The 26,852-nt window shown below is 63.9% G+C and carries 25 protein-coding genes, 1 tRNA gene and 1 riboswitch; of the genes, 11 read left to right on the forward strand and 15 right to left on the reverse strand.

What is annotated here, in order from left to right; translation table 11 throughout:
• The first annotated feature begins 279 nt into the window (after nt 1–279).
• Nucleotides 280–489 (forward strand): hypothetical protein, encoded by a 210-nt coding sequence (locus FNL56_RS00370; RefSeq protein WP_143577321.1) that lies wholly within the window; start codon nt 280–282, stop codon nt 487–489.
• A complete protein-coding gene (locus FNL56_RS00375) occupies nt 476–1,528 on the forward strand; it encodes a tyrosine-type recombinase/integrase (protein WP_143577322.1) in 1,053 nt (350 codons plus the stop codon). The genes FNL56_RS00370 and FNL56_RS00375 overlap by 14 nt, the downstream gene beginning before the upstream one ends.
• A 14-nt stretch (nt 1,529–1,542) precedes the next feature.
• Here FNL56_RS00375 and FNL56_RS00380 read toward each other — a convergent pair.
• Nucleotides 1,543–1,616: transfer RNA gene (locus tag FNL56_RS00380), tRNA-Gly, on the reverse strand.
• Nucleotides 1,617–1,910: 294 nt separating this feature from the next.
• On the opposite strand from FNL56_RS00380, the gene FNL56_RS00385 reads away from it, so the two are divergent.
• Nucleotides 1,911–2,408, forward strand: coding sequence for a methylated-DNA--[protein]-cysteine S-methyltransferase (locus FNL56_RS00385; protein WP_368039325.1), 498 nt, complete (start codon nt 1,911–1,913; stop codon nt 2,406–2,408).
• 2 nt (nt 2,409–2,410) lie between these two features.
• Here FNL56_RS00385 and FNL56_RS00390 read toward each other — a convergent pair whose 3' ends face one another.
• Complete coding sequence (locus FNL56_RS00390; protein ID WP_143577344.1) at nt 2,411–3,853, reverse strand: MATE family efflux transporter; 1,443 nt, start codon at nt 3,851–3,853, stop codon at nt 2,411–2,413.
• 208 nt (nt 3,854–4,061) lie between these two features.
• On the opposite strand from FNL56_RS00390, the gene FNL56_RS00395 reads away from it, so the two are divergent.
• Nucleotides 4,062–5,399 carry a PQQ-dependent sugar dehydrogenase gene (locus tag FNL56_RS00395; protein WP_143571128.1) on the forward strand — a complete coding sequence of 446 codons (1,338 nt, stop codon included), beginning with the start codon at nt 4,062–4,064 and terminating at the stop codon, nt 5,397–5,399.
• Nucleotides 5,400–5,523: 124 nt separating this feature from the next.
• Entirely contained in the window at nt 5,524–6,378 is an 855-nt protein-coding gene (locus tag FNL56_RS00400; RefSeq protein ID WP_143571129.1) for an SDR family oxidoreductase, read from the forward strand.
• 68 nt (nt 6,379–6,446) lie between these two features.
• Here the strand turns inward: FNL56_RS00400 and FNL56_RS00405 are convergent, their stop codons facing one another.
• Nucleotides 6,447–6,689 carry a DUF2171 domain-containing protein gene (locus tag FNL56_RS00405; RefSeq protein ID WP_143571130.1) on the reverse strand — a complete coding sequence of 81 codons (243 nt, stop codon included), beginning with the start codon at nt 6,687–6,689 and terminating at the stop codon, nt 6,447–6,449.
• 178 nt (nt 6,690–6,867) lie between these two features.
• Complete coding sequence (locus FNL56_RS00410; RefSeq protein ID WP_143575962.1) at nt 6,868–7,974, reverse strand: 2'-deoxycytidine 5'-triphosphate deaminase; 1,107 nt, start codon at nt 7,972–7,974, stop codon at nt 6,868–6,870.
• Nucleotides 7,975–8,079: 105 nt separating this feature from the next.
• Nucleotides 8,080–8,159, forward strand: a riboswitch (SAM riboswitch).
• Between the two features lie 84 nt (nt 8,160–8,243).
• Between FNL56_RS00410 and FNL56_RS00415 the strand changes: the two genes are divergently transcribed.
• Nucleotides 8,244–9,434, forward strand: coding sequence for an O-succinylhomoserine sulfhydrylase (locus FNL56_RS00415; protein WP_143571131.1), 1,191 nt, complete (start codon nt 8,244–8,246; stop codon nt 9,432–9,434).
• Between the two features lie 70 nt (nt 9,435–9,504).
• Here FNL56_RS00415 and FNL56_RS00420 read toward each other — a convergent pair whose 3' ends face one another.
• The 3 genes from FNL56_RS00420 to FNL56_RS00430 are packed head-to-tail and all read right to left on the reverse strand — an operon-like array spanning nt 9,505 to nt 12,439.
• Complete coding sequence (locus FNL56_RS00420) at nt 9,505–10,443, reverse strand: SGNH/GDSL hydrolase family protein (RefSeq protein WP_143581714.1); 939 nt, start codon at nt 10,441–10,443, stop codon at nt 9,505–9,507.
• Nucleotides 10,443–11,186 (reverse strand): SGNH/GDSL hydrolase family protein, encoded by a 744-nt coding sequence (locus tag FNL56_RS00425; protein WP_441351260.1) that lies wholly within the window; start codon nt 11,184–11,186, stop codon nt 10,443–10,445. The genes FNL56_RS00420 and FNL56_RS00425 overlap by 1 nt, the downstream gene beginning before the upstream one ends.
• Before the next feature lie 17 nt (nt 11,187–11,203).
• Complete coding sequence (locus FNL56_RS00430; RefSeq protein ID WP_143571134.1) at nt 11,204–12,439, reverse strand: OpgC domain-containing protein; 1,236 nt, start codon at nt 12,437–12,439, stop codon at nt 11,204–11,206.
• 358 nt (nt 12,440–12,797) lie between these two features.
• Between FNL56_RS00430 and FNL56_RS00435 the strand changes: the two genes are divergently transcribed.
• Together FNL56_RS00435 and apaG are read left to right on the forward strand one after the other, a co-directional pair.
• Nucleotides 12,798–13,997 carry an IS256 family transposase gene (locus FNL56_RS00435; RefSeq protein ID WP_143581715.1) on the forward strand — a complete coding sequence of 400 codons (1,200 nt, stop codon included), beginning with the start codon at nt 12,798–12,800 and terminating at the stop codon, nt 13,995–13,997.
• Between the two features lie 100 nt (nt 13,998–14,097).
• Nucleotides 14,098–14,490, forward strand: a complete 393-nt coding sequence (gene apaG, locus FNL56_RS00440; protein WP_143571135.1) for a Co2+/Mg2+ efflux protein ApaG — start codon at nt 14,098–14,100, stop codon at nt 14,488–14,490.
• A gap of 201 nt (nt 14,491–14,691) precedes the next feature.
• Here apaG and FNL56_RS00445 read toward each other — a convergent pair whose 3' ends face one another.
• Together FNL56_RS00445 and FNL56_RS00450 are read right to left on the reverse strand one after the other, a co-directional pair.
• The gene (locus FNL56_RS00445) at nt 14,692–14,997 is read right to left on the reverse strand and encodes a hypothetical protein (protein WP_143571136.1); all 306 of its coding nucleotides are present in this window, start codon (nt 14,995–14,997) and stop codon (nt 14,692–14,694) included.
• A 62-nt stretch (nt 14,998–15,059) separates the two neighbouring features.
• Nucleotides 15,060–17,111, reverse strand: a complete 2,052-nt coding sequence (locus tag FNL56_RS00450; protein ID WP_246660827.1) for a putative bifunctional diguanylate cyclase/phosphodiesterase — start codon at nt 17,109–17,111, stop codon at nt 15,060–15,062.
• Nucleotides 17,112–17,445: 334 nt separating this feature from the next.
• On the opposite strand from FNL56_RS00450, the gene FNL56_RS27510 reads away from it, so the two are divergent.
• A complete protein-coding gene (locus tag FNL56_RS27510; protein ID WP_168202824.1) occupies nt 17,446–17,613 on the forward strand; it encodes a hypothetical protein in 168 nt (55 codons plus the stop codon).
• Here the strand turns inward: FNL56_RS27510 and FNL56_RS00455 are convergent.
• The 4 genes from FNL56_RS00455 to FNL56_RS00470 all read right to left on the reverse strand — a co-directional run bounded on the left by FNL56_RS00455 (nt 17,610) and on the right by FNL56_RS00470 (nt 21,168).
• On the reverse strand, nt 17,610–18,989 hold the full coding sequence (locus FNL56_RS00455; protein WP_143571137.1) for an FAD-containing oxidoreductase: 1,380 nt from the start codon (nt 18,987–18,989) through the stop codon (nt 17,610–17,612). The two genes, FNL56_RS27510 and FNL56_RS00455, sit on opposite strands and share 4 nt — an antisense overlap.
• Nucleotides 18,986–19,444, reverse strand: coding sequence for a DUF4126 domain-containing protein (locus FNL56_RS00460; RefSeq protein ID WP_143571138.1), 459 nt, complete (start codon nt 19,442–19,444; stop codon nt 18,986–18,988). The genes FNL56_RS00455 and FNL56_RS00460 overlap by 4 nt, the downstream gene beginning before the upstream one ends.
• A gap of 129 nt (nt 19,445–19,573) precedes the next feature.
• Nucleotides 19,574–19,774 (reverse strand): hypothetical protein, encoded by a 201-nt coding sequence (locus tag FNL56_RS00465; RefSeq protein ID WP_143571139.1) that lies wholly within the window; start codon nt 19,772–19,774, stop codon nt 19,574–19,576.
• A 116-nt stretch (nt 19,775–19,890) separates the two neighbouring features.
• The gene (locus FNL56_RS00470) at nt 19,891–21,168 is read right to left on the reverse strand and encodes an MFS transporter (protein WP_143571140.1); all 1,278 of its coding nucleotides are present in this window, start codon (nt 21,166–21,168) and stop codon (nt 19,891–19,893) included.
• A 142-nt stretch (nt 21,169–21,310) separates the two neighbouring features.
• On the opposite strand from FNL56_RS00470, the gene FNL56_RS00475 reads away from it, so the two are divergent.
• Complete coding sequence (locus FNL56_RS00475; RefSeq protein ID WP_168202825.1) at nt 21,311–21,511, forward strand: hypothetical protein; 201 nt, start codon at nt 21,311–21,313, stop codon at nt 21,509–21,511.
• A gap of 97 nt (nt 21,512–21,608) precedes the next feature.
• A complete protein-coding gene (locus FNL56_RS00480) occupies nt 21,609–23,723 on the forward strand; it encodes a molybdopterin-dependent oxidoreductase (protein WP_143581716.1) in 2,115 nt (704 codons plus the stop codon).
• Between the two features lie 165 nt (nt 23,724–23,888).
• Here FNL56_RS00480 and FNL56_RS00485 read toward each other — a convergent pair whose 3' ends face one another.
• Nucleotides 23,889–25,514 carry a GMC family oxidoreductase gene (locus tag FNL56_RS00485; protein WP_143571143.1) on the reverse strand — a complete coding sequence of 542 codons (1,626 nt, stop codon included), beginning with the start codon at nt 25,512–25,514 and terminating at the stop codon, nt 23,889–23,891.
• A 199-nt stretch (nt 25,515–25,713) separates the two neighbouring features.
• Entirely contained in the window at nt 25,714–26,715 is a 1,002-nt protein-coding gene (locus FNL56_RS00490; protein WP_143571144.1) for an Hsp33 family molecular chaperone, read from the reverse strand.
• Nucleotides 26,716–26,852 lie beyond the last annotated feature (137 nt).

Below are 26,852 nucleotides of genomic sequence, written 5' to 3' on the forward strand. Positions count from 1 at the left end.
TTTCAGGCAGCTTGATTGGCATTATTTTGAGATACAGCGATTGTTATCAAAATAAGTGCGTTTTGGACGTTTCGTCACGTTTCTAAATATGCCTGCAAACATTGATCGAAATGCATTTTGGCTGAGCGCCAAAATCGTTATTTCAAAGTTTCGTTCAGAGATCCGATTTGTTTTGAAAACAAGTTAGCCCTGTGGCACAGGCACTTCTCGCATTTCTGCCGATTGACAACTACCCCGGCTCGTTGCTTGTTGGGGCGTCGCTGAAGCATGAGTCTTGCAATGTCCCGCCGAAAAAGCCGCCCGAATCAATCTAACTTCAACTTTGCTCTCCGGTTCTTCACCGAGCAGGGCATCTCGCCACGCATAGTTTATCATCCGAACGGCTCGGTCGTGATCGAGTCGGCAGCGACACCCCTTTCACTCAGCGCAACCGACTACGAACTCGATGCAGAACTAAAGATGTTCACGGAGAAGCATTGTGAAATTTGAGCTGAAGGGGATTGCGACGGTACGAGCCAAAGGCAAAACGTATCATTACGCCTGGCGTGGTGGCCCTCGCTTGCGTGGACTTCCAGGCACGCCGGAGTTTGTGGCGTCCTATAATGAGGCGGTGGAAGCACACCGTTCACCCGACAAGAAGTGTTTTCGCTTTGTCGTGGTCAACTACAAGGCAAGTGGTGATTATAAAAAATTAGCCGATTCTACCCGTTACCGGTGGGGCAAATGGCTTGATCAGATCAGCGATCATTTCGGAGACCTACGCATAGCGCAATTTGATCGGCTAGATAAAATCCGGCCTATCATCAGAAACTGGCGCAACAAATGGCAAGGGAAGCCACGAACTGCGGACTATGGAATGCAGGTACTTTCTCGTGTCATTGCTCACGCTGTCGATGCTGGGTTGGTTGCACGCAACCCTTGCGAGGGTATCAGACGGCTATACGAAAATGACCGCTCGGAAATTATTTGGACTGATGCTGACGTGACGCATATCCAAAGGAATTGTTCTGCGGAAATTTCCAATGCCATCGACCTTGCCAGGTACACTGGGTTGCGACTAAGCGATCTGCTTCGGCTTGCGTGGTCCCACGTTGGCGTAGATGCGATCATCATTTCAACGGGTAAAAGCCGACATCGTCGAGAGGCAATGATCCCTCTATACAGCGAACTCCGAGACCTCCTCGCCCGTATTCCGAAACATTCGACTACGGTCCTTACGAGCAGCCGAAGACGACCATGGACCTCAAACGGTTTTGGCAGCTCGTTTAACACTGCGAAGATCGACGCTGGCCTATCTGACCGTGATCTTAATTTCAACGACCTGAGAGGAACGGCAGCGACGAAGTTTTACATCGCCGGATTTACCATGCGTGAGATCGCAGAGACGTTGGCATGGGAGGAGGAGTCCGTCGAAAAAATCATCCGCCGGTACGTTGGCCGGGGTGCGGCTATCAACGCTAGAATCGAGAAAATGGAGGCCAAACGGCGAACAGAACCTGCAAAACCACCGGCAAAACTGTCTCGATGAATTTAGCTAAGTGCTGGAGCGGACGGAGGGAATCGAACCCTCGTATGCAGCTTGGGAAGCTGCCGTTCTACCATTGAACTACGCCCGCATCTCGCGTCCCATGATCTAGCCGAGACCGGACGATCCGCCAAGTCACTTGATGGTGGGACGGCCGCACGCGCGAAAAGAGCTGGATTGCTTCGTCGTAAGGGCTCCTCGCCATGACGGCCGAGAGAGGGGTGGACAGCGGCAACACCGGTTAACCGGACCGCCAGATTCCAGATGACGACAGCCTTACCGATGCTCTAGCATCGATCTTGGAATGGCAGCGCGCGCATACAGTATCTTTGACACGTCGGTGGGCCGCTGCGGGATCGCATGGGGCCGGATCGGGATTGTCGGCGTGCGCCTGCCCGAAGTCCGCGAGATCGAGACACGGCGGCTGCTGCTGCTGCAGTTTCCCGAGGTCCGCGAGACCCGGCCACCGGAGGATATAGAGCAGGCCATCGAGGGCATCGCCACGCTGCTCGCCGGCACGCCCTGCGACCTCTCCGACGCACCGCTCGACATGGCCGGCGTGTCGCCATTCCATCGCCGGGTCTACGACACCGTCCGGCTGATCCCGTTCGGCCAGACCCGTACCTTTGCCGAACTGGCGGCACGGCTCGGCGCCGGCAGTGCCGTGCATGCGGTCGGCCAGGCGATCAACCGCAACCCGTTCGCCATCCTGGTGCCGTGCCACCGCACGCTGGTCACCGCCGGCCATACCTCGGGCTTCGCCGGCAATGCCGGCATCGTCACGCGGTCGCGGCTGCTCGGCATCGAGGGTGCGCTGGACGATCGCCGTCCGAACCTGTTCGACGCACTGCTGAGCGCCGCGCCGCCGCGCGCGCCGGGCTAACTTTACGACACAACCGGGCGCACCTCGGGCAGCGGACCCGGCTTCGGCCCCCACGGCGTCAGCAGCACGCTGAGCGCGGACAGCACGCCGAGCAGCACCATCGAGGCCGCCGCCAGCCAGAACAGGCCGAGACTGCCGGCGTCGATCAACAGCAGGTACCAGCCGCCGACAGCGATGAAGACCAGCCGCGCGGTCTGCGCCAGCACCGGGCCGAGCACTTTTGCGGCGCCCTGCGAGGAGAAGTAGGTTGCGGTCGCCAGGCCGATGAAGGCGTACATCGGCGCGGCAATGGCGAGATATTGCTGGCTGGCGGCGCGGACGGCGGCGTCGCGCGTGAACAAATTGACCCAGAGGTCCGGAAAGATCGCGATCAGCGTGCCGAGGCCGCCGACGGCGGCGAACGAGATCGCCGCCGCGGTCCAGGCGACGCGGCGCGCGCGGGCCACGCGACCGGCGCCGATCGCCATGCCGATCATCGGCACCGACGCGACACCGACCGCGAAGGCCAGCGTCACCAGCAGAAATTCCAGTCGCGCGCCGACGCCGTAGCCGGCCAGCACCTCGGTGCCGTAGCGCGCCAGCATGTGGGTGAAGATCGTGATCGTCAGCACCGACTGCAGCGGCGAGAAGCAGGCGATGGCGCCGACTTTCAGGATGTCGAAGAACATGCCGCGCTGGATGCGGAAGCCCGCGAGCTGCGGCCGCACCCGCGCGCGGCCGGAGAACACGTACCAGCCCATGATGACGGCGCCGATGCTGTAGGCGATCAGCGAGCCCGCGGCGACGCCCGGCATGCCGAACGACGGCACCGGTCCGAGGCCGAGACCCAGCACGCCGCCGAGGATGATCTGCAGCACTGCGGAGTTCAGCGTGATGGCCGAGGGCAGCTTCATGTTGCCGGTGCCGCGCAGGATGGCGGCAAAGGTATTCATCAGCCACGGGATCACGCCGCCGGCAAAGAAGATCGCGATATAGCCCGCGGCCTGCGACAGCACCTGCCCGCGACCGCCGAGCAGCTCCAGCAACGTCGTGCCAAAGGTGAGCATGCCGACGGTGAAGACCAGGCCAAGGCTGATTCCGATCAGCAGCGCATGCGCCGCCAGCGTCGAGGCCCGGTCACGGTCGCCAGCGCCCAGCGCGCGCGCAATCGCCGACGATACGCCGCCGCCCATCGCGCCGCCGGACATCGTCATGGTCAGGATCACGAACGGAAATACCAGCGCCATCGCGGCCAGCGCCTCGGTGCCGAGACGGCCGATATAGGAGGTCTCGGCGATCACCACGAGCGTGCCGGCCGACAGCGCCACGACATTAGGCCATGACAGACGCAGCAAGGTCGGCAGGATCGCGTGACCGAGCAGCGGATTTCTGGCAGGCGCCGCGAGGTCTGACAACGGCGCTTCAGCGCCCGGCACGGCCAAACCGGCAACGGCGATCTCGGACATGCGTTTCCCCGTGCGACCCGCGCTTGACGGCCGAGCGCACCTGTTCCTAGCATCGATCGGGACCGATGCCATGCCTGCGCCGCGCATGGGCCGGCCGCGACCAGCGCATTCCGCGCGCCGACAGAATTCTGGCTCACGCCAAGTTCATGATGCGATCTGAACGATCTCGCAGGTGCCGCATTTTCTCAGCGCGATCAGAGGGAACCCGATGCGCAACAAATACGTTCTATCCGCCTGTCTGGTCGCTCTGGCGCTGCCGTTGGCGGCCTGCGAGCAAGCCACCCAGACGGCTGGCGAGGATTTTGGCGCTGCGCCAAAACTCGTCGAACCGGTCAAGTCGCTGGTCCCGACGGTCAGTATCGCCACCGCAACCGGCTGGCCGCAGGGCGCCAAGCCTGCCGCCGCCAGCGGGATGACCGTCAACGCCTTCGCCACCGGGCTCGATCATCCCCGCACGCTCTACACGCTACCGAATGGCGACGTGCTGGTCACGGAGACCAACGCGCCGCCGAAGCCGGCGGGCAGCATGAGCATCAAAGGCTGGGTGGCAGGGATGATCATGAAGCGCGCCGGCGCCGGCGTGCCCAGCGCCAACCGCATCTCGCTGTTGCGCGACACCGATGGCGACGGCGTGGCAGAAACCAAAACGGCATTTCTCGAAGGTTTGAATTCGCCGTTCGGCATGGCGCTGGTTGGCGATGAGTTCTTCGTCGCCAACGCCGACGCGGTCGTGAAATTCCCATACAAGACGGGCGACACCAGGATCCCCGCGCCAGCCGTAAAGGTCGCCGACCTGCCGGGCGGCCCGCTCAACCACCACTGGACCAAGGACCTCATCGCCAGCCCGGACGGCCGCAAGCTCTATGCCACCGTCGGCTCCAACAGCAATGTTGCGGAAAACGGCATGGAGGCGGAGAAGGACCGCGCCGGCATTCTGGAGATCGACCGCGTTACCGGCCAATCGCGCGTGTTCGCCTCCGGCTTGCGCAATCCGAACGGTCCCGCCTGGCAGCCGCAGACCGGCGAATTATGGGTCGTCGTCAACGAGCGTGACGAGATCGGCAGCGACATGGTGCCGGACTACATGACTTCGGTGAAGGATGGCGGATTCTACGGCTGGCCCTATAGCTGGTATGGCCAGCACGTCGATGTCCGCGTCAAGGAGCAGCGACCCGATCTGGTCGCCAAGGCGATCGTGCCGGACTATGCGCTGGGCGCGCATACCGCGTCTCTGGGCCTGGCGTTCAACACCAGCGACATCTTTCCCGCCAGCATGAAGAACGGCGCCTTCATCGGCCAGCACGGCTCATGGAATCGCAAGCCGCGCAGCGGCTACAAGGTGATCTTCGTGCCGTTCGAAAACGGCAAGCCTGCCGGCAAGCCGCAGGACGTGCTGACCGGCTTCGTCAATAAAGAGGGCGAGGCGCAGGGCCGCCCGGTCGGCCTCAGGCTCGACGGCAAGGGCGCGCTGCTGGTCGCTGACGACGTCGGCAATGTGGTGTGGCGGGTGACGCCGACAGCCGCCAAAGCGGCGTCGGCGGAGTAAAGCATCAAGGCTCGACATCCATCGAGGCCCTTCACGTTCTGGAGGGCCTTTTTGCACCCGGCAGCTCGCTGTATGCTGCCGGGGACGACATCGTGCCATCGCAAGGCGAATATCAGGAGTTGACGTGCGTCTTTTCGTGTTCGGACTTGGCTACAGCGTGCAGCATTTCATCGATCGTCACGCACAGCGTTTCACGACGATTTCGGGCACGGTTCGGACGGCGGAAAAGCGGGATGCGCTGCGCGGCTCACGCTGCACGCCGCTGCTGTTCAGCGGCGACCATGCCGATCCGGCCATTGCCGAACACCTCGCCGCTGCCGATGCTCTACTGGTTTCCGTGCCGCCCGGCGCATCCGGCGACCCGGTGCTTGCCGCCTACGGCCCGCAGATTGCAGCAAGCAGCTTGCAACGGGTCGTCTATCTCTCGACTATCGGCGTCTATGCCGACCATGGCGGCGACTGGATCGACGAGAGCGCGGCGATGTCCGGCGACGGGCGGCGGCGGCAGCGGATCGACGCCGAGGCGGCGTGGCTGGCTCAGCCGGGCGCACCAACCACGTCGCTGCGGCTCGCCGGCATCTACGGTCCCGGCCGCAATGCGCTGCTCAACCTCAAGGCCGGCACCGCGCGGCGCATCGTCAAGCCCGGCCAGGTGTTCAACCGCATTCATGTCGAGGATATTGCGCGCGCCATCGATGCGGCGTTCGCGAAGGATCAGGCCGGGATCTGGAACGTCTGCGACGACCAGCCGGGCCCGCCGCAGGATGTCATTGCCTATGCTGCCGAGCTGATGGGGATTGTTCCGCCGCCGGGACTGGCGTTCGACGACGCGGAGATGAGCCCGATGGCGCGCAGCTTCTACGCCACCAATAACCGGGTCTCGAATATCAGGATGAAGCAGGAGCTGGGCGTGGAACTCGCCTTTCCGAGCTATCGCGATGGACTGGCAGCGCTATGGCACGACGGAGAAGGCCGATAAGCGCCTCATAACGCAAACGCGGCGAACCTTTCGGTCCGCCGCGTTTCAGATCGCACAATAAGCGAAGCTTACTTCTCTTGTTCCATGGTCACGGCCACATCGGCATTGGCGGACAGGCGGACCTTGTCGCCCTCGACCTCGGCCACCAGGCTGCCGTCGATGAAGTGATGATGACCCTTGTGGTGGCCTTCGCCGCTGTCCTTCCTGGTCAGCTTGATGCGGCCGCCCTCGAAATGATCCACGGTGCCGACGTGAACGCCGTCGGCGCCGATTACTTCCATGTGCTCTTTGATGCCTGCGGTGCCGGTCATATCGAATTCCTTGAATGAGGTTGTGCGGGTGTAACGCGCGAGACCGGTCGCGGTTCAAATTAAAATGGAACCGGTCCACACACTCTCAAGGACGAAGCAAAATTGGAGCGCGGTTTGCCCTCATGTTTCGATGACATCGGGCCTGACGGTGGCAAAGCGGTCGGCAAGCACCCGGCGGCTAGACCTTGAAATGCTTCGACAGTTTCAGGCTCTGGCCCTGATAGTTCGAGCCGATGCGCTGGCCATAGAGCGCGTCGGGGCGCGACAGCATCCGCTCATAGACCAGACGGCCGACGATCTGGCCGTGCTCCAGGATGAACGGCACCTCGCGCGAACGCACTTCCAGCACGGCGCGCGAGCCCTTGCCCCCGGCGCCGTCATGGCCGAAGCCGGGATCGAAGAAGCCTGCGTAATGCACGCGGAACTCGCCGACCAAGGGATCGAACGGCACCATCTCAGCGGCATAGTCCGGCGGCACCTGGACGGCTTCCTTGGAGGCGAGGATGTAGAACTCGCCGGGATCGAGGATCAGCGTGCCGTCGGGCCGCGCCGCGATCGGCTCCCAGAACTCGTTCGCCGCATAGCCGGCACGACGGTCGATATCGACCACGCCGGTGTGGCGCTTGGCGCGGTAGCCCACGAAGCCGGTCTCGTTGTCGCCGGACAGATCGACCGAGAGCGCCACACCGTTGTTGAGGTCGGCGTCCTCGCTGTCCACCAGCGGCTCCATCGCATGGAGGTCTTCCAGCGCCTCGTTGTCGAGCAGCGCGTCGCCGACGCGAAAGCGGACCTGCGACAGCCGCGAACCCTCGCGCAGCAGCACCGGGAAAGTCTTCGGGCTGATCTCGGCGTATAGCGGACCGTGATAGCCGGCGCCGATCACGTCGAAGCGGCGGGTGCCATCCGCAATCACGCGGGTGAAGACATCGAGGCGGCCGGTCGAGCTCTTCGGATTGGCCGAGGCGAAGATCGAAGGCGGCAGCGCCAGGCTCTCGATCAGCGGCACGATGTAGACGCAGTTGGTTTCCAGTACCGCGCCGTCGGACAGGTCGATCTCGTGCAGCTTCAATTCGTCGATGCGCTGCGCAACGGTGGTATTCGGCCCCGGCAGAAAGCTGGCACGGACGCGGTAGGCAATGTCGCCGAGCCGCAGGTCGAGCGAGGCCGGCTGGATCTGGCTTTCCACGAACGGATACGCCGGCAGGATCAGGCCGGCATCGGCCATCGCCGCGATCATGCGGTCGGGCAGAATACCGTCGGCATCAACAGGCAGCGTGAAGGGCACAGAACTCATCCTTGTCGCATCGCGATGGGGAACGCAGAGAAAAACGCAATTTCATCGGTTATCCCACCCCCGGCTTGACGGAAAGGGCCGACCGGAATATCAGCAAGATTATCCCGTGGTGATTTGAGCCGGCCGGCTTGCAGCCACGTTAAACAAGTCGCTAAACAGGCCGGGGACCCATGTCCTTGTTAACATGTGATCCCGGCCGTTGGACCTTTGTCCAGGCCGGTTTTTTTGTGGCTGTTTTCACGGCCATAACTGGAGGTCACATGTCTGAGACGAAATCGCCCGCTTATCGCCCAGAGACCCGGCTGGTCCATGCCGGCATGCTGCGTTCGCAATTCGGCGAGACCTCAGAAGCGCTGTTCCTGACCCAGGGCTTCGTCTACGACACCGCCGAACAATGCGAGGCGCGCTTCAAGGGCGAGGAGCCCGGCTTCATCTATGCGCGGTTTTCCAACCCGAACATCTCGATGTTCGAGAGTCGCATGATCGACCTGGAGGGCGCCGAGGCCGCCCGCGCCACCGCCACCGGCATGGCCGCGGTCACGGCGGCCGTTCTCGCGCCACTGCGCATCGGCGATCACGTCGTCGCCTCGAAGCAGCTGTTCGGCTCGTGCCGCTACGTCATCGAGGACCTGCTGCCGCGCTACGGCATCGAGTTCACGCTGGTCGACGGGCTCGACCTCGACGCCTGGCAAAAGGCGATGCGCCCGAATACCAAGACCTGTTTTCTTGAGAGCCCGACCAATCCGACGCTCGACGTGCTCGACATTCCCGCCATTGCCGCGATAGCGCATGCCGGTGGCGCGCGGCTGATCGTCGACAACGTGTTCGCGACGCCGATCTGGCAGAGCCCGCTGTCGCTCGGCGCCGATGTCGTGGTGTATTCCGCGACCAAGCACATCGACGGCCAGGGAAGATGCCTCGGCGGCATCATCCTCGGCTCGAAGGACTTCATCGCCGAGCACATCCACAACTACCTGCGCCAGACCGGCCCCTCGATGTCGCCGTTCAACGCCTGGGTACTGGTGAAGGGGCTGGAGACGCTGTCGATCCGCGTCAGGCAGCAGACCGAGACCGCAGGCGCCCTCGCCGATGCGCTGGTTGCGCATCCGAAAATCACCCGGCTGATCTATCCCGGCCGCGCCGATCATCCGCAGGCCGCTTCGGTGAAGAAGCAGATGCGCGCCGGCTCGACGCTGATAGGTTTCGAAATCGACGGCGGCAAGGCGGCGGCGTTCCGCTTTCTCAACGAGCTGAAGCTGACGCGGATTTCCAACAATCTCGGCGATGCCAAGAGCCTGATCACGCACCCCGCCACCACCACGCATCAGCGGCTGCCGATCGAGGCGCGCGCCGAACTGGGGATCAGCGAAGGGTTCGTGCGATTCTCGACGGGGCTCGAGCACAAGGACGATCTGCTCGAAGACATGGAAGCTGCGCTCAAGAAGGCGTGAGGCGGCAACACTCTGTCATCCCGGCCAAGCGAGCAACGCGAACGCCGAGCCGGGACGACAACGAGGATAACTACAGCGGCTTCTGCGCCTGCTGGGTGTTGGCGGGTACATTGACGCCGTACTTGATCTGGCCGACGGACTTGATGATGTTGTCGCCGAGCAACTGCGCAAAGCAGGCATAGCCCCAGTCGTTCATGTGCAGCCCGTCGGCGATGACGAAGCTGTCGAACGCCATCGACTGGCCTTCATGCCATTCGCGCATCACCTCGAACCGCGGGAAGACGCCGACATGGCGAAGCGCGGCCACCTTGTTGAGCAGCGCGATCATCTTGCTGGCGCTTTCCGGCTTGGCATTCACCGCCGGTGAGTATTGCGGGTCAACCAGCACCAGATCGGCGCCGCTGGCCTGGATGCGGCCGATGCCGTCCTCGATCATCTTGGCGGTCTCGCCGGGATCGAGATTGCGCAGCACCGCATTGGTCCCGACCTGCCAGATCACCAGGTCCGGCTTGGCATTGATGACCTCGGCCTGCAGCCGCGCCATCATCTCGGGTGCGTCTTCGCCGCCCTTGCCGCGATTCAGCACCGTGATGTCGGCGTCGGGATAGGCGCGCTTCAACTGCGCCGCCAGCCGGTTCGGATAGGTAAATTCCGGCGCCGTCGAGCCATAGCCCTCGGTGGAGGACGAGCCGAAGGCCACGATCACCACCGGCTCGCCAAACGCCAGCTTGCCGGCGACATGCGGCAGCGCGCCTATGGCCTGCGCCCCGCCCTTCGGCGCGCGGCAGGGCACACGGCTGAATATGTCGGTCGCCGACTTTGCGACTTTCTTGACCTTGTCGACCGCTTTGGCCGCGATGCCTTTTTTTACTGCGTCGGGCTCATTGGACGCGATCGTCGCCGCGGACGCGCCTTCGGCCAGCACGGGCGACAGCGGGGTCGACAGCAAAAGCGAGAACACGACGAGAGGGGCAATCGCGTGACGGGGAAAATGGCCTAACTCAAACATTAACGCTGAATCCTCAACTCCGCTGGCTTGATCTGGGCAGCCTCGATCACAAAGGTCGATAGCGCGCGCGCCAGGCATTCATGGACACGTTTGGCCATTGCGAGGCCGGGCGACGCGCTGAACAGATCAAAATCACCCGACTCGTTCCATTGCCGCATGATGGCGAAGCGATCGAACAGCGGAGTGTCGTGCTGCTGCGCCACCACCCTCATATTATCTAGGTACGCCGAGCCGGAAATCATCGTCTCGGTCCGTGGACTGTACTGCAAATTCATTAAAACAACGTCGGCTCCGGCAGCCCTGATCGCCGCCACCCCTTCGTCGAGGGCGTTGCGGAAGTCTTCGGCGTCGACCGAGCGCATCGCGTCATAGGTACCGGTCTGCCAGACCACCAGATCCGGCTTGCGCTTTGCAACGAGGGGACCCAGCGTCGGCGCCAGTTCCTCGGCGGTTTTCTTGACTTGCAGTTCCAGCGTGACATTGGTTTCGACGCTCGGCAGCCTTTCGCGCAGAGCCACCTGCAGCCGGCCCGGATAGCCTGCGGCGGCATCCGTCGCACCCACCACCGAGGAGCGGCTACCGACCACCAGAATATTCAGCCGGCCGCCGGGCTTGATCGCGCTGGCGACTTTCGGCAGACCGCTTTCCGAGGTCAGAAGATAGGCGGGCACGTCGCAGGAAGGCGCCGCCGGGGCCGCATCTTCGGCGCGCAGGGGGGCTGCGGCCAATAGGCCGGCCAGCATCGTAAGCCAGATCGGCCTCATGCGCCGCCTCCCGCAAAATCCGCGTCGGCGCTTTTCGCGCGCTTTCCGCCCTTGCCTGCAACGTGCTTGTACCACGAAAACACCCAGGCAGCGCCCGACATGATGACAATGCCGAGAATACTGACCATCAGATGCATCCAGGGACCTCCCGCAACCTCGGCGAGCACGAAGTGGCCCGCAAAGGCTAGGAACACGCCGATGCAAAAAATCTCCAGCGAATGCTGCCCGCACAATACCATCGGCCGCAGCCAGCGCGATTTCAGCCCCGGCCAGTCCTTCTTCAGGAAGCGAACGGTAATGGCTGCGAGCGCCAGGAAGTGTGCGAAGCGGAGCACGTCGAGGTCGGTCTTGTTGATCGGGTACATCCACCGCTCGATGAAACGGGGCAGCAGATGATGGATCTGCGGGATGTACCAGGTCAACGTCACCCAGAATGCCGCCAGCAGATAGGCGACGCATATCCACAGCGTGACCTGCGAGGACAGAATTCTGGACATCCGCCTGGCGCCGCCGAGCGCGCACCAGGCGCCGAACACGAACAAAAGCTGCCAGGCGAACGGGTTGAACGCCCACACCCCGTTCGGATAGGCCGACAGATAGAGGTCGAACTCCCAGGTCAAGGCATACAGCACCACCGAGAGCGCCAGCGTGAGGTCCGCCCGGCGCTGCATCAGCCATAAAATGGGCGGCAGGAACAGCATCAACACGATATATAGCGGCAATACGTCCATGTTCACCGGACGAAATTTCAGCAGCAGCGCCTGAACGATGGTCACATCCGGCTGCTTGAGGAAGTCGAGAATGCCCATTTCCTCGGAATAAAGCGGGTTCTCGAAGTGGGTCGCGACGTAGGAGATCTCGGCCAGGAAGATCGTGAACAGAAAGACGTGCGCGACATAGATCTGCCAGACCCGCTTCAGGATCCGCGCCGAGGCCACCACCGTGCCCTGCTCCAGCATCGCGCGGCCATAGACGAAGGCCGCGGTGTAGCCGGAGATGAAGATGAAGATCTCGGTGGCGTCCGAGAAGCCGTAATTGCGGATCGTGAACCAGGTCAGGATGTTCGGCGGCAGATGGTCGATGAAAATCAGCCACAGCGCCAGCCCGCGGAACAAATCGAGCCGAAGCTCGCGTTCGCCGGCGACCGGGAAAGACACCGCGTCTGCACGATGTTTGACCGTTTCGGAAGTCCGCGCCGGTTCCGCGGCGATAGGCTCGGCAATAGAGGTCATCAGGCAGGGCTCAACGGGTTCGACTCGCTTTGGCGTTGGTCATCACTGGAAGGCAGGACCGCAGTATGCAAGTCAATTACTCGCGCGGTAAGGCTGCCTCCGCTCTTTCGCGCAGCAAGACACGGTATTGTCGAACTATGTTAAAACGGCGATGCCGGATGCGGTCGATTTGGCGCGGCCCTTGGTTTTCGCTATGATCCGCGATCGTGTCCCGCGTGGTGGTGTAGGTTTCTGATCTTATGCCGCTCGCGAAGCGCGCTTTCAAATGGCGCTGTAGCGAGCGAGCGGCATGTGTTGGTCACCGGCGGTTCGCCGGTAGGATCGGGTTGCAACACGCAATGCAACCGAGGAACCACCGATGACCAGCGAGATGATGAACCTTCGTGCGCTCGTGGAGAAGACCCCCGACGCGGATATTTTGCGCCAGATGATCGGCTTCGCCGCCGAGCGGCTGATGGAACTGGAGGTGGCCGCGTTGACCGGTGCCGGCCACGGCGAGAAGAGCGCGGAGCGGCTGGTGCAGCGCAACGGCTACCGCGAACGCGACTGGGAGACCCGGGCCGGCACGGTCGAGCTGCGGATCCCGAAGCTGCGCAAGGGCTCATATTTTCCGGGCTTTCTGGAGCCGCGCCGGATGGCCGAGAAGGCGCTTACTGCGGTGATTCAAGAGGCCTACATCCAGGGCATCTCGACCCGCTCCGTCGATGACCTGGTCAAGGCGATGGGAATGAGCTGCGTCTCCAAGAGCCAGGTGTCGCGGCTGTGCGAGGAGATTGACGAACGCGTCAATGCATTCCTGGAGCGGCCGATCGAGGGCGACTGGCCGTATCTGTGGATCGACGCCACCTATGTGAAGGTCCGGCAGAATGGCCGCATCGTCCCGGTAGCGGCGATCATCGCGGTCGGCGTCAACAATGACGGCCGGCGCGAGATTCTCGGCATGGACATTGGGCCCTCCGAGGCCGAAACATTCTGGACCGCGTTCGTGCGCAAGCTCGCCCGCCGCGGATTGCGCGGCGTCAAGCTGGTCATCTCCGACGCCCACGAGGGCATCAAGGCCACGGTGTCGAAGGTGCTGACCGCCAGCTGGCAGCGCTGCCGCGTCCACTTCATGCGCAATGCGCTGGCCCATGCCGGCAAGAGCGGGCGGCGCGTGGTCTCCGCCTTCATTGCCACCGCCTTCGCCCAGGACGACGCCGAAGCCGCAAGGGTGCAATGGCGCAAGGTCGCCGACCAGTTGCAGCCGACCATCCCGAAGCTGGCCAGACTGATGCACGAGGCCGAGCCCGACGTGCTGGCCTTCATGGGCTTTCCGGCGACGCATCGCGCCAAGCTGCACTCCACCAATCCGATCGAGCGCCTCAATGGCGAGATCAAGCGCCGCACCGAGGTCGTCGGCATCTTCCCCAACGAGGCTGCCATCCGACGTCTCGTCGGTGCCATCCTGCTTGAACAAAACGATGAATGGGCGGTTCAGCGTGCCCGCTACATGACGCTGGAAACCATCGCCCCGATCAGCGATAATCCGATCGTCGGGCTGCCCGCAGTGGCAACCTGACCAGCCCGGCCGTGGCCGGCAATCGGGGTGGCCATCAAGAAGCTACACCACGCCGCGGGGCATGATCTGATCCGCCAATCATCTGGACGAAGACATTGCCATGTACCGCGCCATAACCCGCCACATCGAAGTCACCGTCGAGCCGAACTTCCTGCCGGAACGTTCGTCGCTGGAGAAGCGTCAGTTTTTCTGGTCCTACACGGTGGTCATCACCAATTCCGGCGCCGAGACTGTGCAGCTCAAGACCCGGCACTGGCTGATCACCGATGCCGCCGGCCGGATGCAGGAGATCCGCGGCGAAGGCGTGGTGGGCGAACAGCCCGTGCTGGCCCCCGGCGAACGCTTCGAATACACCTCCGGCGTGCCGCTGCCGACCGCCTCCGGCTTCATGGAGGGCACCTACCAGATGGTCACCGATAGCGGCGAACCCTTCAATATTGACGTCCCCGCGTTTTCACTGGACGGCCCGGACAGCAGGCGCACGCTGAACTAGGCGGCCGGTCGCCCGAGAGCCAACCTTGCATTGCTGCCCAGGGCTACGGGGCAGCCCCAATCCCGCATGACGGCAAAGCTCGACGCCGTGCCGAAGAATGCTGCTTTGTTCTTCCGGAACGAACAGGGGACGGTATTTTCGTGAGGTCGAGAGGTTAAAACTTCCTGTCGATCCGACGATGCTGCGCAACAAATCCCGCCATCAACACGCCGGGCAGTCGTCGTTGAGGCCATCGAGAAATTCATCCAGCGCTTCGACGGATTTTGCCTTGCTCTTGCCGAGCAGCGGATCGGCGGCGGCCAGCGCGTGGGCATAGTCGATCGCGGCATGGTGAAATCGCAATCGCATGAAGCCGTGCTCGGCGCACGGCGAAATGGCGTGGCTGTGCAGCAGGATGCGGGTTGCCCAGACATCCGGTGATTCGGGCTGTCCCGCCTTCCTGGGAGCAGGCTTGCGGCCGACGGGTTTGACGGACGACTTCGCGGTGTTTTTTGCAGGGCTCGGCATCTGATCGGCTCCTCCTGGAGCGGATGAATCGCCGGGATCGCGGATGGTTCCGGCGCGGCATCCTATTGCAGCGTCAACCGGGCTTCCTCGATCAATGGCCGACCCGCGAAGCCAGCCGTGCGCGCGGTGACGGCCGCCGGCTGCGTCAGGCCGATCCATTCGATGGCGTCGTGCGCGGCCATCGGACGGCTGAGGAAGTAGCCCTGCATCAACGGGCAGCCAAGGTCCTGCAGCTTGCGCAGGTCTTCCGCGCTCTCGATGCCTTCCGCCACCACCTCGAACTTGAACGACTGCGCGAGATTGAGCACCGCCTGCACCAGCGCCTGGTTTTCCGCAGAGCCGGAAATGCCGGTCACGAAGCCGCGGTCGATCTTGACGCGATTGACGTGCAACTGCCTGAGGGCACCGAGCGAGGAATAGCCGACGCCGAAATCGTCGATCGTAATCTGCACGCCGGCGGCGGACAGTGCACCGAGCTTGCCTTGTACGGCCTGGACGTTCATGGCGGTCTCTTCGGTAATCTCGATCTCCAGCATCGCCGGCGGCAGCTCGTCCTTGCTGAGTTTCGCCAGCACCAGTTCGTCGATATCCACCTGCAGCATTTCGCGGGGCGAGACGTTCATCGCCAGCCGGACATGGGGCAATCCCATCGCCTGCAAGGCTCGCATCATGCCGCAGACCTCTTTCAGGATGAAGCGAATCAGCGGCTCGGACAGCCCCGCCAGCGAGGCGACCGCGACGATTTCCTGCGGCGGAATCCAGCCCAGCTTGGGATGTTTCCAGCGCACCAGCGCCTCGAAACTGTTCAGACTGCGGCCCCCATCGCCGAGAATCGGCTGATACCAGACCTCGAGCGCGTCGTCCGCCAACGCCTTGCCGAGATCCCGTTCGACGTCGCGGCGCATGTCCAGACGGGCACGCAGCCCGTCGTCGAACACATGGTAGCGGTTGCGTCCACCGCTCTTGGCGGCATAGAGCGCCGCGTCGGCGCATACCAGCATCTCGTCGATATCGACGCGCGGCTGCGCACAGAGCCCGATGCTGATTCCAACGCGCCCCTTGTCGAGCGCCGAGAACGGGCCGGCAATGATGCCGATCAGCCGGGCCGCCAGCGCCTCCGCCTCATCGGCAACCGCGATCGGAAACAACATCGCAAATTCATCGCCGCCGAGTCGCGCCACCAGGAAGCGGGCCGACAGATCCTGGCGCAGCCTGGCTGCGACCTCGATCAGCAAATTGTCGCCGGCGCGATGGCCGAAGGCATCGTTGATCGACTTGAAGCCATCGAGATCGAGCAGCATCAAACAGAAGCCTAGCGCATTGTCGTGGGTGCAGCCGCGCGCCTCGTCGAGAAAACCGCTGCGATTGAGCAAGCCGGTCAACGCATCGTGCGAGGCGCGGTGGCGCATCTCTTCGGCGACGCCGGTCGCCTGGTCATTGGCGATCTCCAGCGAACGTGAAATCGCCGTCGCCTGATTCTTCAGCCGGCTGTTTTCGATAAAGGCCGTCTCGCTGTCGCGCGACGAGCGGATCAGCGCGAACAGATACAAGAGTATCGTGGCGGCGAGACAGTTGCGATCGAAGCCGCCGGCATAAAGCAGGCCGCCGATGGCGCCCAGCAAGGGTGGCGTGATGAAGGAGATCGGAATCGGCGAATAGGCAAAGCCATGGGTCACGGAGCCGGCGGTGATGCCGCACTGGATCGCGATATAGAACAGGGTCTGCGGCGAGGTGTAGCCGTCGCACAGGATCGCAATCAGCGCCCAGACCGATCCGCCCGACAGCGCCATCACCCAGTGCGCCAGCAGGTGCTGATCGACCGACCAGCCTCGCCCGTCGAGCTCTGATGGCAATGGCATCCGCGCCAGGACCGCGCGCAGCAGGTTGACGGAACTGGAGGCGGCGAACCAGGCCAGGCCTTCCGCGCCGAGGCCGGCATGCCAGGCCACCAGCACCGACGCAATCCCGAGCATGACATTCACCGGGATCGACATCAGCACGGTGCGACGCACCGCGAGCAACTGGTCGCCCCGTATCCGCGACTGCAGAGACGTGTCCCCGGTCGCGGCCACAGCAACATCTTCGGAGATCTTCATGGGATGCAGGGCGAACATGGAACAAATTCTAGGCGGGAACCGGTTAAGGTATGTGAATAGGCTTGCGGTATTATAGGGTGCGGTTAACGCCGCACTAACGGCAATCAACGGTCCGGCGAACCAGAACAGCCCGCACAGCGGCCGGGATGTCGCGGTCGACTCCGCGGCCGGCCCGTATCAGGCGGCATCGTTTCGTAAACCATCGATACCGGTCGGATTCGATTCACTATTCCGCTTAAGCAATCCAGCCGCGGTTCATGCGATGGTGGTTCATCGATCGGGGGCGAACCCCGGCAGGGAAGGCGTCAGGGCCGGGCCGCACAGCGGTCTGGCCCTCCTCTTTGGAGACCACATGACCAGCAAGAAACAATCCGCCCCGCGCAAGCGGGCCAAGGCTGCGCAGGCGGTCTATCCGACCTCCGCCGTCGCGGTCGCCGCGCGCAACCTGCTCAACATGGCGGTGGTGATGGCGACCTGCGGCACGATTTTGCTGACGCTGATGATCGTGAAGCGCTTCTAGCTTTTATCCGGCTTCATGCCAGCCAGCAGTGTCGGGATCAGTTCCGACACCGTGGGATGGATCGGCACCACCCATTGCAGCCTGGTATATTCCGCGCCGAGATTCATGGCGTCGAGCAGGCCGTGGATGGCCTCGTCACCGGACGTGCCGAGGATTGCAGCGCCCAGGATCTTTTTCGTTTCGGCATCCACCACCACCTGCATCAGGCCCGCGGTCTCGCCCTTCTCCACGGCACGCCCGACATGGGTCATCGGCCTGGAGCCGACCAGCAGCTTCTTTCCGGTGGCGCGCGCCTGCGTCAGCGTCAGGCCGACGCGGCCGAGCGGCGGATCGATATAAAGCGCGTAGCCGGCAATGCGGTCGCTGACCTTGCGGCTGGCGCCATCGAGCAGGTTGGCGGCGATAATCTCGAAATCATTATAGGCGGTGTGCGTAAAGGCACCACGGCCATTGCAGTCGCCCATCGCGAAGATGCCGGACACGTTGGTCTCGAGGCCGTCATCAACCTTGATGTAGCCGCGCGCATCCAGTTCGACGCCCGCTGTGTCGAGGCAGAGATCGTCGGTGTTGGGACGGCGGCCGACAGCCAGCAGCACGTCGGAGCCGACGATCTGCGGTTCGCCCTCACGGCATTCGACGCCGACTCCCACACCATCGGCATGCCGATGAAAACTGATACATTCCGCGCCGGTGCGGACGTTGATCCCCTCCGCGAGCAGGATCTCGCGAATGGCTTCCGAGATTTCCACATCCTCACGCGCCACCAGATGCGCGCTTTTCTCCACCACCGTCACCTCGGCGCCGAAGCGGCGGAACATCTGCGCGAATTCCAGCCCGATATAGCTGCCGCCGATCACCACCAGATGCTTCGGCACGCGATCGAGCTGCAGCATGCCGGTGTTAGTGAGATAGGTGATGTCGTGGATGCCCGGCATATCCGGCAGCGCGGCGCGACCACCCACATTTAGGAAGATCTTCGGTGCACTCAGCAGCTCGGCGCCGACGCGCAGCGTGGTGGGCGATTCGAAGCGCGCGTGGCCGTCGATCACCGTGCAGTTCTTCATGCCGCGCAGCCAGTGCTCGACACCTTCCCGTGAATCCAGCGTCACCTTGTCGGCGCGCGCCTTGACACGGGCCATGTCGATACGCACCGCGTCGATCATCACGCCGTACTCGGCGCCGCGGCGCGCCAGATGCGCGGCATAGGCGCTGGCGACCAGCGTCTTGGTCGGCTTGCAGCCGGTATTGACGCAGGTGCCGCCGAACAGATGGCGCTCGACGATGGCCACCTTCATGCCGGCGGCGGTCAGCCGGCCGGCAAGCGCGGGGCCGGCCTGCCCGGCGCCGACGATGATGGCATCGAATGCGCGGGTCATTTCAGCGCCAGCACGATCAGCGCCGCGCCGACGATGGCGATGGCGTCTTCGATGAAGGCAGCGGGCTGATCACGGCCGAAATGCGCCGCGAGCCGGCCGCGCAGTTCAGCGCCGCCGAGCGTGCCGATCACCGCGCCGACGATGCCGGCCAGTGCACCTGGCATCCAGTTCGCCGGCCCGGCGATGGCGACGCCGGCCAGGGCGCCGATTACGACGCGACCGCCAAATTGCGGCGGAACCTTGCGGCTCGGCGTCGACAGCAACTGGTCGGTGATCAATTCGCCGATGGCGAGGATGGTGAAGAGGATGACGGTCCAGATGGAGCCGAGAAACCAAAGCCAGGTGCCGTCGAGTTTCAGCAGCCCTAGATAAGCAGCCCAGCTCAGAGCGGCCGCCGGCATCATCGCGCGCAGGCCGGCGACAATGCCCATTGGCAATCCGAGCAGATAGACCATGACGCCTCCTTGCCGCCCGGCCGTACTGCCGACGCGGTAGGAGAGTAGCGGTGACATGGCGACACGCCAAGCGCGCCGATGATGGTGCAGATCAGCCGGATGTGGATGCAGAAGCTAATGCAGCAAAGCTCAACCCGTGCGATCCGCCGTCACGCTGTAATTCGCTTCGAACGCCGCGGCGTCTTGCGTCTGACCATCCGGCCCGGTGATCTCGACGTCCCAGCAGCCATCTTCGGTGAGTTCGCGGGCTTTCTTCAAGGCCGCTTCGGCGCTGTCGCGGCGGAGCGATATCATTCCCGACGTATCGGTCCCTTTGACGAGAAAAGGCATTCGATGGTCTCCTTGCAAGAACGGCGCGCGATATTTTGCATTGCGTCGTTATGCACATCAGATCACAGGCGTGCGCCGAATTCCAGCAACTTGCCGACGTGATCTCGCGGGTACTATCATGCGCTTGCGCGGGCAACAGGGCGGGTCAGGACGAAGAACAGCATCGTACCGCACGTTAGCATGCCAGCCATCGCCATCAGCACTACCGGCAGGCCAAAGGCCGCGGCGATCGGGCTGGTCGCCGACTGCATCACGGCGGTGCCGAGGAAGAATGACAGGTTAACCGCCGACAGCGCCTTGCCGACATGCTCCGACGGCACCATCTGCCGCGTCATCGCATAGATCAGCGGCTGCACGCAGACCAAGAGGCCGATCAGCACCAGCGCGCCGATATCGAACGACACCGGCATCACCGCGACGCCGAACAGCGAGGACAGCGGCTGGCCGGGTCCGCCCCACGCCATCAGCACGAACAGGGCGGCGGCGAGCAATTGCGAGCCGAGCAGCAGACCGCGGCGATGGCCGAGCCGGCGATCGACCACGCCGCTCAGCGTCGGTGCCAGCACCAATGCCAGCGTGAACAGCAGCAGCACATTGCCGGCCGCGATCCGCGACAGGCCCTTGATATCCATCAGCCACGGCCCGGCCCACAGCCCGCGCAACACGAGCTGTACTGCCAGCGACACGAAGGCCAGGATCACGATGCCGCGCAACGCCGGTGACAGGCCGAGCCGCAGCACCGTGATCATCTCGGTCAGCAGCGCGCGGCGCGTCGATGCCGACGGCTTGTCGTTAGGCACGAACAGCAGCACCAGCAGCGCCACCACGCAGGCGGCGGCGGCGCTCAGCCAGAAGCCGCTGCGCCAGCCCCAATGCTCGACCACCCACGCCAGCGGCGCCGATGACAGCAGCATGCCGCCATTGCCGAGCGACAGGATCAGCCCGGACCACAGGCCGAACTGCACCGGCGACAGCCGCTTGGCCGCCAGCGCCATCGGGCATAGCAGCATGCCCGACGTCGCCATCCCCATGATGATCTGCGCCAGCAGGAAGCTCGCCGGCCCCTGCGATAATGCCGCGATGCACGCACCGAGCAGCGTGGCGCCGAACAGCACCAGCGACACGTTGCGGATGCTGTAACGATCGAGCGCCACGCCGATCGGAATCTGGAACAACGCGAAGGAGAAATGATAGGCCGCGGTCAGCGCCGCCAGCCGCTGCGCGGTGGAATGCAGGTCGGCCGCCATCACGTCGATCGCCACCGCCGGCGTGGTACGCAGCAGGTTCGACAGCACATGCCCGCAGGTAAGGATCACCATAGCGGCGATCAAAGCGATGCCGACGCGCGGCGGGCTATTTTCGGCGGACGGGGTGGGCTTGATCTCACCATTCATGCGGGTTCGCGTACGACGAAACCTGCGACAGGGCAACAGGCCGCGTCTGCCGGATGACGCCGGGGGACCCGCGATTATTCGGTAGGAAGGTGCCGTCGCCCGCGGTAGAGTCCTGTGGCAACGCCCGCCTCGGGCCAGGAGCATGACGACCATGGACCCTACCTTTTCCGCCGCCGAACTCGACGATCGTATTGCCGTGCTGCGTGACAACATCCGGCAATTGATCGAGCAGGCCGCGGCGGCTTCCGGCGAACAGACCGAGTCACGCATTGCCGATCGTCTGACCCAGCAGAACGAGGAACTTGACAAGCTGACCGCGCAGCGCGACGCCTTGAAAAAATAGCATCGGGCCGCCTGCATGCCCATGCAGGCGGTATCGTGCCGCGCGAATACGCCAAACCACGACTTCCCATGGCGCTGCGCCATGATAATCTCGCGGCATGAACATCCAGACCGCGATCGACGCCACCGACGATACAAGAATCGACATCCGGCACTCGACCTGCCCGCATGACTGTCCCTCCGCCTGCGCCCTCGACATCGAGGTGGTCGGAGGCACCACGATCGGCCGGGTGCGCGGCTCCAAACAGCAGAGCTACACCGCCGGCGTGATCTGCGCCAAGGTCGCGCGCTATGCCGAGCGCATCCATCATCCCGAACGGCTGATGCATCCGATGCGCCGCACGGGTCCGAAAGGCTCCGGGCAGTTCGCGCAAATCTCCTGGGACGAGGCGCTCGACGAGATCGCCGCGAAGTTCAGTGAGGCCGAACGCGCGTTCGGCGCGGAATCGGTTTGGCCCTATTTCTACGCCGGCACGATGGGGCTGGTGATGCGCGACGGCATCAACCGCCTTGCCAATGTAAAGAAATACTCGCGTTTCTACAGCACGATCTGCGCGACCATCGCCTGGGCGGGCTTCTCGGCCGGCACCGGCCGCGTTGCCGGCGTCGATCCGCGCGAGATGGCGAAGTCCGATCTGATCGTGGTGTGGGGCACCAACCCGGTCAACACCCAGGTCAACGTGATGACCCACGTCGCCCGCGCCCGCAAGGACCACGGCGCCAAACTCGCCGTTGTCGATATCTACGACAACGACACCATGAAGCAGGCCGACATCAAGATCCTGCTTCGGCCCGGCACCGACGGCGCCTTTGCGGCCGGCGTGATGCATGTGCTGTTCCGCGACGGGTTGGCCGACCGCGCCTATCTGGCGAAGTACACCGATGCCTCGCCGGAACTGGAAGCGCATCTTTCGTCGCGCACGCCGCAATGGGCTTCCGACATCTGTGGCGTGCCCGTCGCGGAGATCGAGGCCTTTGCCAGACTGGTGGGCGAAACCCCGCGCTCGTATTTCCGGCTCGGCTACGGCTTCACCCGCAGCCGCAATGGCGCCGCGCAGATGCACGCGGCGTTGTGTATCCCGACCATCACCGGCGCCTGGCAATATGAGGGCGGCGGCGCGTTCTTCAACAATGCCGCGATCTGGAAGTTCGACAAGACGCTGATCGAGGGTCTCGACGTGCTCGACCCCGCGACGCGCCGACTCGACCAGTCGAAGATCGGCCGCATCCTGACGGGCGACGCAGAAGCGCTGAAGAACGGCCCGCCGGTGAAGGCGATGCTGATCCAGAACACCAATCCGATGACGGTAGCGCCTGAGCAGGCCAAGGTGCGCGAAGGCTTTGCCCGCGAAGACCTGTTCGTCGCGGTGCACGAGCAGTTCATGACCGAGACGGCGCTGATGGCCGACATCGTGCTGCCCGCGACGATGTTCATGGAGCATGACGACCTCTATTACGGCGGTGGTCACCAGCACATCTCGGTCGGCGCGAAGCTGATCGACGCGCCCGGCGAATGCCGCTCCAACCACGCGGTGCTGCAAGGGCTGGCGTCACGGCTAGGCGCCAACCACCGCGCGTTCGACATGACGCCGCGCGAGATCATCGACGAGACGCTTGTGGTCAGCGGCCGCGGCAGCATCGATGCCTTGCAGGCCGAGCTGTGGCGCGACATCCAGCCGGACTTCCGCGCCTCGCATTATCTCGACGGCTTCGCGCACGCCGATGGCAAATTCCACTTCAAGGCCGACTGGAGCGCGGTGCCGATGCCCAATGCCGGGCTGATGGGCGCCTGGGATGCGATGCCGTCTTTTCCGGACCACTGGGCGGTGACGGAAGCGGCCGACGATGCGCATCCGTTTCGCCTCGCCACCAGCCCGTCGCGCAGCTTCCTCAACACCAGCTTCAACGAGACGCCGTCGTCGCAGGCCCGCGAGGGCGCGCCCTGCGTGATGATGCATCCGGACGACGCGGCCGGCCTCTCAATTGTCGATGGCGACGCCGTCACGCTGGGCAATCCGCGCGGCGAGACCACGCTGACCGCGCGGATCTTCCCGGGGCTGCGCCGCGGCGTACTAATCGCGGAATCAGTGCACCCCAACAAGTCCCACATCGGCAGCCAGGGCATCAACATGCTCACCGGCGGAGAAGCCGTAGCACCCTACGGCGGCGCGGCGTTTCACGACAACAAGGTGTGGGTGAAGAAGGTGGTGTGACGCGCCACTTTCTCCACGTCGTCCCCGCGAAAACGGGGACCCATACATGCTGGAGAGATAGGTGAAGCGCGAGCAACGTCGTTCTGCGTTTGAACTACGATGTCGGAGGTTATGGGTCCCGCGTTCGCGGGGACGACAGCTGTGAGGACGCAGCCCGACTTTTTCTTACCTCGCATCCTGCAGGATCATCTCCGACGCCTTCTCCGCAATCATGATTATCGGCGCGTTGGTATTGCCCGACACCAGATCCGGCATCACCGAGCCATCGACCACGCGCAGGCCGTCGATACCGCGCACGCGCAGGCGCTGGTCGACCACGGCCATCGCATCATTGCCCATCCGGCAGGTCGAGGTCGGATGATAGATCGTGCTGCCGCGCTGCCGGCAGTAGGCCAAGAGATCCGCATCGCTTGCCACCTTCAGGCCTGGCTCAAGCTCCTCCACCACGAACGGCTTTAGCGCCGGCGCATTCAGCATCTTGCGCAGGATTTTCAATCCTTCGATATTCGCTGTGCGGTCGGTCTGCGTGGCAAGATAGTTGACGCGGATTTCCGGCGGCACCGAAGGATCGGCGCTGCGAATGCGCAGCGAGCCGCGGCTCTCCGGGCGCAGCTGGCACACAGAGGCCGAGAACCCGGAATAAGAATGTAGCGCTTCCCCCATCTTGTCCGTTGAGAACGGCAGGAAGTGCACCTGGATATCCGGCGTCGCCAGCCGCGGATCGGTCCTGAAGAACGCCCCCGCGGTGCCGGCCGCGATCGTCAGCGGGCCGGTGCGGAACGCCGCATATTGCAGCGCCATCATCGCCTTGCGAACGGGATGGTTGACGATGTCGTTCAGCGTGATTTTCTGGGCGCAGCGCATCACGATGCGGACCTGCATGTGGTCCTGCAGGTCGTTTCCGACGCCAGGCGCATCCATAACCAGATCGACGCCGTGCTGCTGCAGCAGCGCGGCCGGGCCGATGCCGGACAGTTGCAGCAGTTGCGGGGTGTTGAAGGCGCCGCTGCAGACCAGCACTTCGCGGCGGGCGCGCGCAACATGGGTGACGCCATGCTGCTTGTATTCGACGCCGATGGCTCGACGGCCCTCGAACAATACGCGCTGCGCCAGCGCCGCCGTCTCGACGCGCACCTGTCCGCGCCGCAAGGCCGGGCGCAGGTACGCCACCGCCGTGGAGGCGCGGCGGCCGTGCCGCGTCGTGGTCTGGAACAGGCCGACGCCTTCCTGCGCGGCACCGTTGAAATCCGGATTGAACGGCAGCCCGCTCTCGACCGCCGCGGCAATGAACGCATCGGAAAGTGGATCGGGATGTCGCGTGTCGGACACCGGCAACGGGCCGCCGCTGCCGTGATAGTCGTCGCCGCCGCGCTGCTGGTCCTCGGCTTTCTTGAAATAGGGCAGCACGTCATCAAAGCCCCAGCCGGTATTGCCGAGCTGGCGCCAGCGATCGTAATCCTCGTGCTGACCGCGCACATAGAGCAGGCCGTTGATCGAGGAGGAGCCGCCGAGCGTCTTGCCGCGCGGCTGGAAGATGCTGCGTCCGTCGAGCCCGGGCTCCGGCTCGGTCTGGTACATCCAGTTGACGGCCTTCGCCTTGAATAATTTGCCGTAGCCGAGCGGCACATGGATCCAGATGTTGCGATCCTTGGGACCTGCCTCCAGCAGCAGCACGGAATGCTTGCCCGAGGCACTGAGCCGGTTCGCCAGCACGCAGCCGGCGGAGCCCGCGCCGACGATGACGTAGTCGAATTCCGCGGCGTGGGACGGGCCTGCAGGGACAGTGGTCATGTTTCCTCCGGAGCTTTTCCGCAAGCAAAAGCGGAAACGCTGCGAATGTAAACAGACCCTGGCACTTGGCTGGGCTGCGTCCCATCCCCGTCATTGCGAGGAGCGAAGCGACGCTGCAATCCAAAGGGCCGCAGCTGAAGACTGGATTGCTTCGTCGCAAAGGGCTCCTCGCAATGACGGCGGAGAGTGTGGCGCCGCGCTATTCGACGCCGGCCTCTTGCGGCGTGAACTCGTAGACCGAGCTGCAGAACTCGCAGGTGACTTCGACCTTGTCGTCCTTGACCATGTCGGCGCGGTCCTGCGCGGCGAAATTGTTTAGCATCGCCGAGACCGCCTCGCGCGAGCAGGAGCATTTCGCCTGCAACGGCAGCGACGAGAACACCCGCACGCCGCGTTCGTTGAATAGCCGGAACAACAATCGCTCGCCGGACAGGTCGGGATCGATCAGCTCTAGGTCTTCCACCGTCGCGATCAGCGACTGGCCTTCCAGCCAGGCGTCGTCTTCCGGCGGCACGTCGAGCTCGACGCCCTCCGGCGCGTCACCGCCCGAGATGTCGCGCTGCGCGCGCTCCGGCGCCTTGGGCAGGAATTGCAGCAGCATGCCGCCGGCGCGCCAGCGATGCTGCGGGCCGTTCTCGCTTGTGCGCCATTCCTCGCCGACGGCGAGCCGCACGCGGGTCGGGATCTGCTCCGAGCGCGCAAAATATTCATGCGCGGCGTCTTCCAGATTGCCACCGTCCAGCGCCACGAGGCCCTGGTAGCGGCTCATGTCCGGACCCTGGTCCACGGTCATCGCCATGTGGCCGCGGCCGAGCAACTGCGCGGTGGTGAGGCCGGGCGTGAGTTTCTCGGCGTCGAAGCGCGCATAGGCGCGCATGCGGTCGGGCGCCTGGAAATCGACGATCATCAGCGACACCGGACCATCGGTCTGGGTCTGCAGGATGAAGCGGCCGTCGAATTTCAGCGCGGAACCGAGCAGCGTTGTCAGCACGATCGCTTCGCCGAGCAGCTTGGCGACCGGCGCGGGGTAATCGTGCTTGTCGAGCAGTTCGTCGAGTGCGGGGCCAAGCCTCGTCAGCCGTCCGCGCAGGTCGAGCGGCGACACCTCGAACGGCAGCACGGCGTCATCGATCGGCACCGCCGAGGGCGCGCGGATGGGGAGATCGGGCGGAACGTCGGGATCTGGAAAATGTGTGGTCATGCGGACCTATCTGGGGGCGGCGGGCGGAAACCGAAAGGCCGGGGTGAGGGAAAAGTGCGGCTCTTGCTTCCCCTCCCCCTTGCGGGGGCGGGCGGACGAATTCGTCCGCCATGGGTGGCCCGGCGTAGCGCAGCGAA

The organism is Tardiphaga sp. vice304 (assembly GCF_007018905.1).
Lineage (GTDB): Bacteria > Pseudomonadota > Alphaproteobacteria > Rhizobiales > Xanthobacteraceae > Tardiphaga.

Excerpts from the sequence above, each read along its gene's own strand:
- FNL56_RS27510 (WP_168202824.1), top strand. The coding sequence starts at position 17,446 with ATGACCAGCAAGAAACAATCCGCCCCGCGCAAGCGGGCCAAGGCTGCG.
- FNL56_RS00425 (WP_441351260.1), bottom strand. The coding sequence starts at position 11,186 with ATGCTGGCCGGCCTATTGGCCGCAGCCCCCCTGCGCGCCGAAGATGCG.
- FNL56_RS00480 (WP_143581716.1), top strand. The coding sequence starts at position 21,609 with ATGAACATCCAGACCGCGATCGACGCCACCGACGATACAAGAATCGAC.
- FNL56_RS00390 (WP_143577344.1), bottom strand. The coding sequence starts at position 3,853 with ATGTCCGAGATCGCCGTTGCCGGTTTGGCCGTGCCGGGCGCTGAAGCG.
- FNL56_RS00415 (WP_143571131.1), top strand. The coding sequence starts at position 8,244 with ATGTCTGAGACGAAATCGCCCGCTTATCGCCCAGAGACCCGGCTGGTC.
- FNL56_RS00395 (WP_143571128.1), top strand. The coding sequence starts at position 4,062 with ATGCGCAACAAATACGTTCTATCCGCCTGTCTGGTCGCTCTGGCGCTG.
- FNL56_RS00435 (WP_143581715.1), top strand. The coding sequence starts at position 12,798 with ATGACCAGCGAGATGATGAACCTTCGTGCGCTCGTGGAGAAGACCCCC.
- FNL56_RS00485 (WP_143571143.1), bottom strand. The coding sequence starts at position 25,514 with ATGACCACTGTCCCTGCAGGCCCGTCCCACGCCGCGGAATTCGACTAC.
- apaG (WP_143571135.1), top strand. The coding sequence starts at position 14,098 with ATGTACCGCGCCATAACCCGCCACATCGAAGTCACCGTCGAGCCGAAC.
- FNL56_RS00490 (WP_143571144.1), bottom strand. The coding sequence starts at position 26,715 with ATGACCACACATTTTCCAGATCCCGACGTTCCGCCCGATCTCCCCATC.
- FNL56_RS00465 (WP_143571139.1), bottom strand. The coding sequence starts at position 19,774 with ATGCCTTTTCTCGTCAAAGGGACCGATACGTCGGGAATGATATCGCTC.
- FNL56_RS00430 (WP_143571134.1), bottom strand. The coding sequence starts at position 12,439 with ATGACCTCTATTGCCGAGCCTATCGCCGCGGAACCGGCGCGGACTTCC.
- FNL56_RS00420 (WP_143581714.1), bottom strand. The coding sequence starts at position 10,443 with ATGTTTGAGTTAGGCCATTTTCCCCGTCACGCGATTGCCCCTCTCGTC.
- FNL56_RS00405 (WP_143571130.1), bottom strand. The coding sequence starts at position 6,689 with ATGACCGGCACCGCAGGCATCAAAGAGCACATGGAAGTAATCGGCGCC.
- FNL56_RS00475 (WP_168202825.1), top strand. The coding sequence starts at position 21,311 with ATGACGACCATGGACCCTACCTTTTCCGCCGCCGAACTCGACGATCGT.
- FNL56_RS00445 (WP_143571136.1), bottom strand. The coding sequence starts at position 14,997 with ATGCCGAGCCCTGCAAAAAACACCGCGAAGTCGTCCGTCAAACCCGTC.
- FNL56_RS00370 (WP_143577321.1), top strand. The coding sequence starts at position 280 with ATGTCCCGCCGAAAAAGCCGCCCGAATCAATCTAACTTCAACTTTGCT.
- FNL56_RS00450 (WP_246660827.1), bottom strand. The coding sequence starts at position 17,111 with ATGTTCGCCCTGCATCCCATGAAGATCTCCGAAGATGTTGCTGTGGCC.
- FNL56_RS00470 (WP_143571140.1), bottom strand. The coding sequence starts at position 21,168 with ATGAATGGTGAGATCAAGCCCACCCCGTCCGCCGAAAATAGCCCGCCG.
- FNL56_RS00460 (WP_143571138.1), bottom strand. The coding sequence starts at position 19,444 with ATGGTCTATCTGCTCGGATTGCCAATGGGCATTGTCGCCGGCCTGCGC.
- FNL56_RS00455 (WP_143571137.1), bottom strand. The coding sequence starts at position 18,989 with ATGACCCGCGCATTCGATGCCATCATCGTCGGCGCCGGGCAGGCCGGC.